Source organism: Serratia sp. H1w (assembly GCF_000633355.1).
Classification (GTDB): domain Bacteria; phylum Pseudomonadota; class Gammaproteobacteria; order Enterobacterales; family Enterobacteriaceae; genus Chania.
Window position 1 is genome coordinate 137362 of sequence record NZ_AYMQ01000056.1, and the last position, 12102, is coordinate 149463.

At 54.4% G+C, this 12102-nt stretch carries 11 protein-coding genes; 6 read left to right on the top strand and 5 right to left on the bottom strand.

Annotated elements, in window-relative coordinates:
* The first annotated feature begins 2 nt into the window (after positions 1 to 2).
* The 5 genes from U869_RS0113985 (at position 3) to rmf (ending at position 5926) form a co-directional block, all read left to right on the top strand.
* Positions 3 to 1907 carry an ABC transporter ATP-binding protein gene (locus U869_RS0113985; RefSeq protein ID WP_025119419.1) on the top strand — a complete coding sequence of 635 codons (1905 nt, stop codon included), beginning with the start codon at positions 3 to 5 and terminating at the stop codon, positions 1905 to 1907.
* A 119-nt stretch (positions 1908 to 2026) separates the two neighbouring features.
* Complete coding sequence (gene pqiA / locus U869_RS0113990; protein ID WP_029987231.1) at positions 2027 to 3301, top strand: membrane integrity-associated transporter subunit PqiA; 1275 nt, start codon at positions 2027 to 2029, stop codon at positions 3299 to 3301.
* Positions 3288 to 4934, top strand: a complete 1647-nt coding sequence (gene pqiB, locus U869_RS0113995) for an intermembrane transport protein PqiB (RefSeq protein ID WP_025119421.1) — start codon at positions 3288 to 3290, stop codon at positions 4932 to 4934. Before pqiA ends, pqiB begins: the two co-directional genes overlap by 14 nt.
* Complete coding sequence (gene pqiC / locus U869_RS0114000) at positions 4931 to 5488, top strand: membrane integrity-associated transporter subunit PqiC (protein WP_025119422.1); 558 nt, start codon at positions 4931 to 4933, stop codon at positions 5486 to 5488. The genes pqiB and pqiC overlap by 4 nt, the downstream gene beginning before the upstream one ends.
* A gap of 270 nt (positions 5489 to 5758) precedes the next feature.
* A complete protein-coding gene (rmf, locus tag U869_RS30670; protein WP_071784464.1) occupies positions 5759 to 5926 on the top strand; it encodes a ribosome modulation factor in 168 nt (55 codons plus the stop codon).
* A gap of 71 nt (positions 5927 to 5997) precedes the next feature.
* Here the strand turns inward: rmf and fabF are convergent, their stop codons facing one another.
* From fabF to U869_RS0114020, 4 genes are all read right to left on the bottom strand, one after another.
* Positions 5998 to 7272 (bottom strand): beta-ketoacyl-ACP synthase II, encoded by a 1275-nt coding sequence (fabF, locus tag U869_RS0114005; RefSeq protein WP_025119423.1) that lies wholly within the window; start codon positions 7270 to 7272, stop codon positions 5998 to 6000.
* Entirely contained in the window at positions 7269 to 7793 is a 525-nt protein-coding gene (locus U869_RS0114010; protein ID WP_025119424.1) for a helix-turn-helix domain-containing protein, read from the bottom strand. Before U869_RS0114010 ends, fabF begins: the two co-directional genes overlap by 4 nt.
* Positions 7794 to 7905: 112 nt before the next feature.
* Positions 7906 to 8424 carry a bifunctional 3-hydroxydecanoyl-ACP dehydratase/trans-2-decenoyl-ACP isomerase gene (fabA, locus tag U869_RS0114015; protein ID WP_025119425.1) on the bottom strand — a complete coding sequence of 173 codons (519 nt, stop codon included), beginning with the start codon at positions 8422 to 8424 and terminating at the stop codon, positions 7906 to 7908.
* A gap of 68 nt (positions 8425 to 8492) precedes the next feature.
* On the bottom strand, positions 8493 to 10241 hold the full coding sequence (locus U869_RS0114020) for a Lon protease family protein (RefSeq protein WP_025119426.1): 1749 nt from the start codon (positions 10239 to 10241) through the stop codon (positions 8493 to 8495).
* Between the two features lie 208 nt (positions 10242 to 10449).
* Here U869_RS0114020 and matP point away from each other — a divergent pair, with 208 nt between their 5' ends.
* Positions 10450 to 10908, top strand: a complete 459-nt coding sequence (gene matP / locus U869_RS0114025) for a macrodomain Ter protein MatP (protein ID WP_025119427.1) — start codon at positions 10450 to 10452, stop codon at positions 10906 to 10908.
* Between the two features lie 65 nt (positions 10909 to 10973).
* On the opposite strand, the gene ompA is transcribed toward matP, so the two are convergent.
* Positions 10974 to 12056: a porin OmpA gene (ompA, locus tag U869_RS0114030; protein ID WP_025119428.1), complete on the bottom strand. Its 1083-nt coding sequence runs from the start codon at positions 12054 to 12056 to the stop codon at positions 10974 to 10976.
* Positions 12057 to 12102: the final 46 nt, after the last annotated feature.

Sequence of the window (12102 nt, forward strand, 5' to 3'; positions counted from 1 at the left end):
CTATGTCGTTAATCAGCATGTCCGGTGCCTGGCTCTCTTTCAGCGATGCACCTTTGTTAGACAACACCGAAATTCATATTGAAGATAATGAACGCGTCTGCCTGGTTGGGCGCAATGGGGCCGGTAAATCGACCCTGCTGAAGATCCTCGGCAAAGAGATCCCGTTGGACGATGGGCGCATCATTTACGAGCAGGATCTGATTGTGGCGCGTTTGCAGCAGGATCCTCCGCGCAATATCGGCGGCACGGTGTTCGACTTTGTGGCCGAAGGCGTGGCCGAGCAGGCGGAACACCTGAAGGCGTATCACGCCATCTCGCACCTGGTAGAGCTGGATCCGAGTGAAAAAAACCTGACGCGCATGGCGCAGGTTATGGAGATCCTCGATCACCAGGGTCTGTGGCAGTTGGATAGCCGCATCAGTGAAGTCTTGTTGCAGCTTGGTCTGGACGGTGATGCGGAACTTTCCTCACTCTCAGGCGGTTGGCTGCGTAAAGCGGCGCTGGGCCGGGCGTTGGTCAGTTCACCGCGCGTCTTGCTGCTGGATGAACCGACCAACCACCTGGATATCACCACCATCGACTGGTTGGAAGGGTTCCTGAAAGAGTTCCAGGGCAGCATCGTGTTCATCTCGCACGACCGTTCGTTTATCCGCAATATGGCCACGCGCATTGTCGATCTCGATCGTGGCAAGCTGGTGTCATGGCCGGGTAATTACGAGCTGTACCTGGAAAGCAAAGAAGAAGCGCTGCGGGTTGAAGAGCTGCAAAACGCCGAATTTGACCGCAAACTGGCGCAGGAAGAGGTTTGGATCCGCCAGGGCATCAAGGCTCGTCGTACACGTAACGAAGGCCGCGTGCGTGCCTTGAAGGCGTTGCGTAACGAACGTTCAGAACGCCGCGAAGTGATGGGCACCGCCAAGATGCAGGTAGAAGAGGCGGTCCGTTCGGGCAAGATCGTGTTCGAAATGGAAGACGTCAATTACCAGGTTGCCGACAAAGTGCTGGTCCGGGGCTTCAGCGCCCAGGTACAACGCGGTGACAAAATCGCGTTGGTGGGGCCAAACGGGTGTGGTAAAACCACCTTGCTGAAATTGATGCTCGGTCAACTGAAAGCCGACAGCGGGCGAGTGCACTGTGGCACCAAGCTGGAAGTGGCCTACTTTGACCAGCACCGCGCCGAGTTGGATCCGGAACGTACGGTGATGGACAACCTGGCAGAGGGCAAGCAGGAAGTGATGGTCAATGGCCGTTCGCGTCATGTGCTGGGCTATCTGCAGGACTTCCTGTTCCACCCTAAACGTGCGATGACGCCGGTCAAAGCGCTGTCGGGTGGGGAGCGTAACCGCTTGCTGCTGGCGAAATTATTCCTCAAGCCAAGCAATTTGCTGATCCTCGATGAACCGACCAACGATCTGGACGTCGAAACGCTGGAACTGCTGGAAGAGATGATCGATAGCTACCAGGGCACCGTACTGCTGGTGAGCCACGATCGTCAGTTTGTTGATAACTCAGTGACCGAATGCTGGATTTTCGAAGGCAATGGTGTGATCGACACTTACGTTGGGGGTTATTACGATGCCCATCATCAACGAGCCACCGCCAAGCCGATCCGCACGGTAGCCACCAGCCAGACCAAAACGGCAGTGGAGAAAAAAACCGAGCAGCCGAAGAAATCAGCGGCCAAACTGAGTTATAACCTGTTGCGTGAATTGGAGCAGTTGCCACAGCGCCTGGAACAGCTGGAAGTGGACATTGAAGCCTTGCAGGCCCAGGTAAGCGATGCAGGCTTCTTCTCCCGCCCGCATAGCGAAACCCAGCAGGTGCTGGCCGATCTTGCCACTGCGGAACAGGCGTTGGAACAAGCCTTTGCCCGTTGGGAAGAGCTGGAAGCAATGAAAAACGGCTGATAGGTAACACATTGCCCGCACGCTGCTGCTGCGGGCAATCCAGGCAGTTCCGATCGGCCATGCGGTTAAGGAGGAAAATGGTGTGTTCCCACGAAAGTCATAAGCAGCAGAGTCATGCGATGCATGGCGAACGTCAGCAGGATAACCGGATACTGTGCCCACAATGTGACATGCTGGTGGCGCTGCCGCCATTGCTATCGGGCTCCAAGGCCGTTTGTCCCCGTTGTAAAACCACGCTCAGCGCCCGCTGGGCAGAACCGCGTAAACAACCTATTGGCTTTGCCCTCAGCGCGCTGTTCATGCTGGTACTGGCCAATATCTTCCCGTTTATCAATATGCGCGTTGCCGGTCTTGGCAATGAAATCAATCTGATCCAGATCCCTCAGGTGATGGTGGCGGAAGACTATGCCAGCATGGCCACGCTGTTTATGGTGTTTGTGCAACTGATCCCGGCGTTTTGCATGGTGGCGATCATTTTGTTGTGCGCCAGGGTGCGGTTGCCGCGAGAATGGAAGGTCTGGATGGCCAAGGTGCTGTTCCAGTTAAAGACCTGGTGCATGGTCGAGATCTTCTTGGCTGGTGTGTTGGTTAGCTTCGTCAAGCTGATGGCTTATGGCGATATCGGCATTGGTGCCAGCTTTATTCCTTACTGCCTGTTTTGCCTGTTGCAGGTGCGAGCCTTCCAGTGTATCGATCGTCGCTGGCTGTGGCAGGATATCGAACCGGCTCCACCGATTGACCGCCCATTGCAGGTTGGCCGTACCGGCCTGCGCCAAGGCGTACGCTCTTGCTCCTGCTGCACGGCCATTTTGCCGGCAGAGCAGGCCAAATGCCCGCGTTGTCATACGGTGGGCTATGTCCGCCGTCGCCACAGCCTGCAATGGACCATGGCGTTATTGGTCACCTCGATCATATTGTATATTCCGGCGATGCTGATGCCGATTATGATCACCGAGGCGTTGGGCAACAAGATGCCTTCCACGGTCATGGCCGGGGTCGTGCTGCTTTGGGGCGAGGGGTCTTACCCGGTGGCGATGGTGATTTTCATTGCCAGTATTATGGTGCCCTCGCTCAAGATGTTGGCGATCGGCTGGCTCTGCCTGGATGCCAATGGCAAAGGCAAGGCCAATGCCGACAGTGAACGCATGCACCTGATTTATGAAGTGGTAGAGTTTGTTGGCCGTTGGTCAATGATCGACGTGTTTGTGATCGCCGTGCTTTCGGCGTTGGTACGTATGGGACAGCTGATGAGTATTTATCCAGACATTGGTGCGCTACTGTTCGCCATGGTGGTCATTCTCACCATGTTTGCTGCTATGACGTTTGATCCCCGTCTAACCTGGGATCGCGCAAATGAAACAATGAAGAAGGAGCCGCAAGGTGACGGAAAGTAATCATGGCGTCGCGGAAATTGAGAAGATCAAGCGCTGGTCACCAGTGTGGATCATTCCTATTGTCACCGCGTTGATCGGTGCGTGGATCCTGTTTTATCACTTCAGCCATCAGGGGCCGCAGGTGACGTTGGTCACGACTTCCGCCGAAGGGCTGGAAGCAGGAAAAACCAAAATCAAAAGCCGCAGTGTGGATGTCGGGACGGTGGAAACCGTCACTTTGAGCGACGATTTAAGTAAAGTGCTGGTGCAGGCTCGCCTGAATTCCGGCATGGAGAAACTGCTGCGTGATGATTCTGCCTTCTGGGTGGTGAAGCCACAGATTGGCCGTGAAGGCGTCTCCGGGTTGGGAACCTTGTTCTCCGGTGCCTATATAGAATTACAGCCGGGCAGCAAGGGCAAGACTGGCAAAGAGAATTATCAGCTGCTTGATGCCCCTCCACTGGCCTCACCTGACGCTAAAGGGCTACGTCTCGTCCTGGACAGTGACAAGTCTGGTCAGCTGAATGCTGGCGATCCCGTCCTGTTCCGTGGCTACCGCGTCGGTTCGGTGGAAACCAGCTATTTCGATCCCAAACTACGCTCCATGCGCTATCAGCTGTTTATTTCCGCACCTTACGATCAGTTGATCACCACCAACGTCCGTTTCTGGAAAGACAGCGGCGTGGCCTTTGATATGTCGGCGCAGGGTATGCGAGTGGAAATGGGCTCCTTGGCAACGCTGTTTGGCGGTGGCGTGAGCTTTGATGTGCCGGAAGGTTGGGAGCGTGGCGAACGGGTGAAAGAAAAAGCCGAGTTTGCCCTGTTCGATAGCCAGCGCAATATTCAGGACTCGCTGTACACCGAGCATATCGATTATCTGGTGTTCTTCTCCGAGTCGATCCGTGGCTTACAAGCGGGAGCCCCGGTTGAATTCCGTGGTATTCGCCTTGGGACCGTGGGCCAGGCGCCGTTCTATAAAGAAGGGATGCTGCAGCAGTTGGATAATGACTTCCGTATTCCTGTGCTGATCCGGATCGAACCTGAACGCTTTAGCAAAGAGATCGGTAATGGTTTCGATGTCGTGCAGCATTTGAAAGACGCACAGTCACGGGGAATCAGAGCCTCGTTGAAGTCCGCCAACTTGCTGACGGGTGCGTTGTATGTCGACCTGGACTTCTATCCTAATGAGAAGCCGTGGAAAGGGCCGCGCGAGTTGTTCGGTTATCCGCTGTTGCCAACCACCAACGGTGGCCTGGCGCAGATCCAGCAGAAACTGATGCAGACGCTGGACAAGATCAATTCGATACCGATCAATCCGATGATCAACGAAGCGACCAAAACGCTGGCCGAAAGCCAGAAAACCATGCGTGATACGCAGAAAACCATGCAGTCGCTCAATGACATCATCGGCAGTAAAGAGATGAAGGCATTGCCTGATGATATGCAGAAAACCCTGCAAGAACTCAATCGCAGTATGAAAGGGTTCCAACCAGGCTCGCCAGCCTACAACAAGATGGTGGGCGATATGCAACGTCTCGATCAGGTGCTGCGTGAGCTGCAACCGGTACTGCGTACCCTGAACGATAAGAGTAACGCCCTGGTATTTGAAGCCGCGGGCAGTAACGATCCCCAGCCCAAGAAGGCCAAAAAATGAATAAATGGATCCCGCTAGTCCTGGCGCTGTTGTTGAGTGCCTGTAGCAGTACGCCAAGCAAGACCTACTATCAGTTGCCGGCGTTGGGTACGCCGGCTCAGGTGAGCGGCAGCTCGGCATCGCGTCAACTGTGGCTGGAGCATGTCAACGTGGCGGATTTCCTGGCGCAGACTGGGGTGGTGTATCAGACCAACGATGTGCAGTTCGTCATTGGGCAAAACAACCTGTGGGCCAGCCCGTTGGATCAGCAACTGCAACAGACGCTGGTAACTAACCTGGGCAGCGCCTTGCCGGGTTGGGTGGTGTCATCACAACCGATGAGCAGCGATCAGGACGTGCTTAACGTCACCATCAGCGGTTTCCATGGCCGCTACGATGGCAAAGCGATCATTCGTGGCGAATGGGTACTGAACCATCAGGGGAAACTGATCAAGCGGCCATTCAACCTGGAATTGAAACAGGGCGAAGATGGCTATGATGCGTTAGTGCGTATCTTGGCCCAGGGCTGGTTGCAGGAAGCGCAAGAGATTGCGGCACAGGCGACTCGTCTTTAGTCATAACCTGTAATAAAACAATCTAACCCGATCCCGGCAAGGCAAATCATCAGCCTTGCCGGGATTTTTTTTCGTTTATTATCATAAAATTATAACCAATCCAGTCATATCAGCCAGTTAGCTTTTTTGCCGTGCATAGCTCACAAATATGACAACGGTATGAAATTTGAACATTGATCTTCCCGCCATTTAGGGCTATCTCTTAAAGGTGGCTGTATTCCATGCGGCCATTGTTTTCTTTCCACAGAGTCACAACGAGGGAAACGAGGCATGAAGAGACAGAAAAGAGATCGTCTGGAGCGGGCTGAATCACGTGGTTACCAAGCGGGTATTGCAGGGCGTTCAAGGGAACTTTGTCCCTACCAATCTTTAGACGCCCGGGCTAACTGGCTGGGAGGTTGGCGACAAGCCATGGAAGACAGGGCTGTGACCGCTTAAGCGGCTCTCTGTCATTGAATTAAGGAACGACCTCCGCCAAACAAGCGGAGGTTTTCGTTTTAAGCGTTAAATTATCCTTCCCAGCGTTTTAGCAAAATACTCGCGTTGACTCCCCCAAAACCAAATCCGTTCGACAGGGCATAGGTGATTGCCATCGGTTCCGCTTTGTTGGCCACCAGATGCAAACCGGCGGCGGCAGGATCTGGATTTTCCAGATTCAGGGTGGCCGGAGCGATTTGGTCGCGCAGCGCCAGAGCGGTAAAAATGGTTTCCAGGCCGCCTGCGGCACCCAACAGATGGCCGGTGGCCGATTTGGTGGAGGTGATGGCGATGTTGCCATCGGTGCCAAACAGGTGTTTGATGGCGTTGATTTCACCCAGATCGCCAACCGGGGTTGAAGTAGCGTGCGCGTTCAGATGCTGAACCTGATCGGGGGTGACTCCGGCCTGTTTCAGCGCAATCTTCATCGCACGATAGGCACCGTCGCCATCTTCGGCCCCCGACGTCATATGGTAGGCATCCGCACTGGTGCCGTAACCGACAATCTCCGCTAGTGGCTTGGCACCGCGCGCCAACGCATGCTCCAACGTCTCGATCACCAGCATCCCGGCACCTTCACCCATCACAAAACCGTCGCGGGCACTGTCGAATGGACGTGATGCTTTGGTTGCGCTATCCGCGGGGGCGGTAGACATGGCCCGGGCAGCGGCAAAGCCCCCCAGACTCACGGTATCGATCGCCGCTTCCGTTCCGCCGCACAAGGCAATATCGGCCTCATCGTTGCGGATCATGCGCACCGCATCGCCGATGGCCTGCACGCCTGCCGCACAGGCGGTGACCGGCGCACCGATCGGCCCTTTAAACTGATGCTTGATGGAGACATGACCGGCGGCCAGGTTAACCAAAAAGGAGGGAATGGTGAAAGGAGAGAGGCGTTTCGGGCCGCGGCTATCCGTGGTGCGCACTGCATGAGCGATAGCAGGGAAACCACCAATGCCGGATGCAATAACGGTGGCCGTCCGCTCCTGTTTCTCTTCGCTATCGGCGCTCCAGCCAGCCTGCTTGATGGCTTCGTCGGCTGCGGCCATCGCCAACAGGATAAAGCGATCCATTTTTTTCTGGTCTTTCGGGGCAACGCTAAGGTCTGGATTAAAACCGGCAACGGCATCCTGTTCCAGCGTGGGTACCTGGCCACCGATTTTGACCTGTAACTCTGCCACCATTGGCTCTGGCAGCGGGCTGATACCTGACTGGCCAGCCAGCAAACGTTGCCAGATCGGCTCTACGCCGCAACCCAAAGGAGAGACGGCCCCCATACCGGTGATAACTATACGACGACTGCTCATAGTGACTCCTTGGATGATTCATTATGTAAGGCGTAGCGATGCTGCATCAGAGAAGCTCGTTGTGACATGGCCTCTCCGGCCGTAGGACCTGCCGCTAAAGTGATGTGCTGTAGAGCGATAGGCTGCTGGGTTAATGCATCGATGAGTTGCGGCTGTATCGGTTGACCGCTGCGTCGATCGACCAGTTCCGCAGCGTTGTCCCCCTCAACCAGATGAGTATTTCCCCACTGGAACAGGGTGACCAGTACCGGGAAAAAATCCTTGCCGCGCTCGGTTAACAGATATTGATAGCGTACTGGGCGGGTTTGATAGCGTTGCTTATACAAAATGCCACTTTCCACCAGAAATTTCAGCCTGCGCGTCAGCAGCGTGGGGGACAGCCCCAGGCTTTGCTGAAACTCATCAAATTTGCTCAGGCCATGAAAGGCATCGCGCAGGATCAAGATGCTCCACCATTCCCCAACCTGGCCCAAGGAGCGGGCGATCGGGCAGGGAGTGGTTGCGAAACTGGTCTTTTTCATCACGACTCCTTTGTTGGTACATTTATTGTAGTTACTGGTTGGTAAGAGAGCGTTCGACTCAGTCATGATACAAAGGAAATTAACGGCGACCGGGGAAGGCCGCCATAGGGAGTTAGAACGCTGCGGCGTCCTTGAACAAGCCCACTTTCAGATCGCTGGCGGTATAGATCACTTTGCCATCGCAAAGTACTTCGCCGTCAGCCACGCCCATAATCAGCTTGCGGATGATCACGCGTTTGAAGTTGATGCGGTAGGTGACCTTCTTGGCGGTTGGCAGCACCTGGCCGGTGAACTTCACTTCGCCCACACCCAGCGCACGGCCTTTGCCTTCGCCACCCATCCAACCGAGGTAGAAACCGACTAACTGCCACATGGCATCCAGACCCAGGCAGCCAGGCATGACCGGATCGCCAATAAAGTGGCAATCGAAGAACCACAGATCCGGATTGATATCGAGCTCTGCTTCTACGTAGCCTTTATTGTGGCTACCACCGTCTTCGGTCATCTTGACCACGCGGTCCATCATTAACATGTTACCTGATGGCAACGGTGGGCCACCGGCACCAAACAGTTCGCCACGGCCAGATGCTTCGAGGTCTTCTTTCGTATAGGATTCGCGTTTATCTACCATGTTCTCAGTAAACCTTATTTTGATGAAGGACGCAGCTTAACTTACACGTGTACGCTGAACAAGTCCGATCAGCCACGGCCGAACCAATTAAGCCAGCGCAATGGCCATGGCAACGGACGCCGTTCTGGCAACATGGCCTGTGTAATCCGCTCCTGGATGGCGGCCAGCAGGCTTGGCTGTTGCTCATCGGCATACGGATAGCCGGTCAATAATGGCAAGGCCTCCGCAACGCTATCTACCGCCCACAGATGGAATTGTCCTTCGCGTACCGCTTCGACGACGTCTGGGCGCAGACAAAGGTGTCGCACGTTGCTGGCAGGCAGGATCACGCCCTGTTTGCCCGTCAGACCACGGCGTAAACAGACCTCGAAGAAACCCTCGATCTTTTCGTTTGCGCCGCCGATCGGTTGCACGTTACCAAATTGGTCAACGGAGCCGGTCACAGCGATCTGCTGGGTGATTGGCTGCTGTGACAATGCGCTGATCAGAGCACAGAGTTCGGCCAACGAGGCGCTGTCACCGTCAACTTCGCCATAGGATTGTTCGAAAACGATCGAGGCGGAGAAGGGCAGTTGCTGATCGAGATCCAGTTCGGAGATCAGGAACGCCTGCATGATCATCATACCCTTGGCATGGAGATTCCCGCCTAGCTCAGCCTTGCGCTCCACATCGGTGAATTCGCCATCGCCCAGGTGAACCACACAGCTGATGCGTGAAGGTTCCCCAAAGCTGCGTGGATGCCCTGGATAATCCAGTACCGACAGACCGTTAATCTGACCGATAACCTCACCTTCGGTTTCGATCATGATCTGGCCTAGCTCAATCTCGTCTTGCATACGTTCGGCAAGGTAGCTTTCACGCCATTCACGGGCATTGAGCGCTGCTTCTAACGCTTTGGCGGTGATCTGCTCATCTTCGGCATACAGAGCGGCCTCAGAAAGCTGCTGGCTGACCCACAGTGGCGATAATGGTAGGTTACCCTGGTCACCGGTATGGCGTACCGCCTGAACCATCAGAGGCTCCCAGACATCGGCTGCCAACGGGGGCAATTGCTGCTCGGCGACCACGCTGTTGATATAGCCACACCACTGTGCCATGTCATCAGGCTCGGTGAGTTGCAAATCGTCTTCATATTCACCGTAGACGGCCTGCGCACAGACTTCTGGTTCCATATCGTGGAAATCAGCCAGGCCATGGCGATCGCCTACCACTATCAGGCGTAACTCCAGCGGCATTGGGGGGATGGAAATTGGCAGCGGCCGGGTTTCATCTGGCGTCAGCCACTGGAATTGGCGCTGGGTAATCATCTGCTTGAGGCGCAGCCACAATAGCGGCTGTGCCAATAGGGCCCGCGCCGACAGGATCAGCACGCCGCCGTTCGCCTGATGGACCAGACCCGGTTGTAAGGTGATGGCACCGTTGTGCATTCTGACGCAGCCAAATAACTGTTCTGGCTCAACCCATTCCTGGTAAACGCAAGCACCGGCGGCGGCGAAAGGTTCATCGCCGCGCACAGCATTGTTAACGCTGACGGTGTTGCCATCAATCACATAGTGACTGCCTTTAACGGTATTCTGCGGTTGCAACTCTTCTGCCGCTCGGGCGATCAACGCCAGATACTCACGTGTTTCCTGTGCTTTCAACAGCATAAAACGTGGCAGCGACAGCGGATGCAAAAACAGCGTCAGCGCATTCTCCAAACGGGGCTGGATTGCAGAAAAGGCCACGGGTGCCAATTGCGCAGCGGAATCGAAAATCGCCTGATAAGGCGTAGCAGCAGGCAACAGAGATTGCCATTCAAGTCGGTTATTGGTCAAAGTGTTAGATGCAATCGTCAAAAAGGGAAAGCGCGATTATACAAGAATAACGCCAGCTTGATACCTCCAGAGTCATTGTTGATCATCGGAGTTTGACATTGCACGATAACTGTGCAAAAAACGGTCAAAAACAGCGGGTAATTGCCGAGGAAAAACTGGCTAAAGCTGTTATGCTTATTGAAGTTACACGGTCACAGCAGAGTTCAAGATGAAATATCAGCAACTGGAAAATCTGGAGAGCGGTTGGAAATGGAAGTACCTGGTGAAAAAGCATCGGGAAGGTGAAGCGATCACCCGCTACATTGAAAACAGCCTGGCTCAGGAGGTCGTTGACCAACTACTGAAGCTGGAAAATGAACCGGTAAAAGTGCTGGCGTGGATCGATGAGCATATGAACCCGACGCTGGATAACCGGATGAAGCAAACCATCCGTGCCCGGCGTAAGCGTCACTTTAACTCAGAACATCAGCATACGCGCAAGAAATCGATCGATCTGGAGTTTCTGGTCTGGCAACGTTTGGCGGCGCTGGCACATCGCCGTGGCGTTACCCTGTCGGAAACCGTCGTACAACTGATTGAAGATGCCGAACGCAAAGAGAAGTATGCCTCCCAGATGTCATCGCTGAAACAGGATCTGCAGGCGATCCTGGGTAAAGATGATAAATAATATTCCTGTCGTTCAGATCAAAAAAAACCCCGCATTGCGGGGTTTTTTACTAAGAAGGGGATGACTTAGCCCTGAGGCTGAGCAACAACTTCTTTGATACCTTTAACTTCGATCTCTACGCGACGATCTGGAGCCAGACATGCGATCTGAGCTGCAGTTGCGCGGCCTGAACGGTAGCCACAGGTATCGCCAGTGATTGGGTTAGCTTTGCCCATACCACGTGCAGAAATCTTGTCTGAAGGGATACCTTTAGACACGAGGTAATCTACAACGCTTTGTGCACGTTGCTCAGACAGGCGCAGGTTGTATTCTGCTGAACCTACTGCATCAGTGAAGCCCAGAACTACAACAGAACCGTCTTTCGGATCCAGTGAGCTCAGTTGGGTATACAGCTGATCCAGAGCCTGTTGGCCTTCTGGCTTCAGAGTTGCTTTGTTGAAAGCAAACAGAACGTCAGAAGTCAGAGTGAACTTCTTGGTTTCAACAACTGGAGCTGGAGCCGGAGCTGGAGCGATTACTGGAGCCGCTTCTTCCTGGCCAAAGCGGTAGGAAACACCTACGCTCAGCATGCCGTTGTCTGGACGAGCACCAACGGTACCTGCGTCACCGATGTTGTTAACCCACTGGTAGTCCAGGCGGGTAGCCCAGTCACGAGTCAGTGCGTATTCAACACCCACTGCTGCCAATGGAGAAACGCCAGTGTCGTGGTTGCTCAGACGCTGATCGGTTGCACCGTAATGAGCGCTAGAGTCTGCACGCCAAACCATACCACCCAGACGGGTGTAGATGTCCAGATCGTCCATAATTGGGTAGCTCAGTTTAGCTGCCAATTGAACGCCCTGCGCTTTGAAAGCACCGTTGTTTACGCTGCCTTTGTAAGGCATACGACCAAGCCAGTCGTAACCCATTTCAAAGCCCAGGTATTGGTTAGCTTGGTAACCCAGGAACGCACCAGCACCGAGCTGGCTGTCATGAGTAGGACCATTGCCGATACCGTGTTCGTAACCATTACCGTAGAAACCGGTGTCATGATACTGGGACCAACCCAGTTTAGCACCAGTGTACCAAGTGTCGTCTTTTGGTGCGGCTTGCGCTACTGTAGCGAAACCAACCAGTGCCACTGCTAATGCGATAGCTGTCTTTTTCATTTTGCGCCTCGTTATCATCCAAATAGGCAATGAGCTTTAAAGCTGC

Excerpts from the sequence above, each read along its gene's own strand:
- U869_RS0113985 (WP_025119419.1), top strand. The coding sequence starts at position 3 with ATGTCGTTAATCAGCATGTCCGGTGCCTGGCTCTCTTTCAGCGATGCA.
- pqiA (WP_029987231.1), top strand. The coding sequence starts at position 2,027 with ATGCATGGCGAACGTCAGCAGGATAACCGGATACTGTGCCCACAATGT.
- pqiC (WP_025119422.1), top strand. The coding sequence starts at position 4,931 with ATGAATAAATGGATCCCGCTAGTCCTGGCGCTGTTGTTGAGTGCCTGT.
- rmf (WP_071784464.1), top strand. The coding sequence starts at position 5,759 with ATGAAGAGACAGAAAAGAGATCGTCTGGAGCGGGCTGAATCACGTGGT.
- fabF (WP_025119423.1), bottom strand. The coding sequence starts at position 7,272 with ATGAGCAGTCGTCGTATAGTTATCACCGGTATGGGGGCCGTCTCTCCT.
- U869_RS0114010 (WP_025119424.1), bottom strand. The coding sequence starts at position 7,793 with ATGAAAAAGACCAGTTTCGCAACCACTCCCTGCCCGATCGCCCGCTCC.
- fabA (WP_025119425.1), bottom strand. The coding sequence starts at position 8,424 with ATGGTAGATAAACGCGAATCCTATACGAAAGAAGACCTCGAAGCATCT.
- matP (WP_025119427.1), top strand. The coding sequence starts at position 10,450 with ATGAAATATCAGCAACTGGAAAATCTGGAGAGCGGTTGGAAATGGAAG.
- ompA (WP_025119428.1), bottom strand. The coding sequence starts at position 12,056 with ATGAAAAAGACAGCTATCGCATTAGCAGTGGCACTGGTTGGTTTCGCT.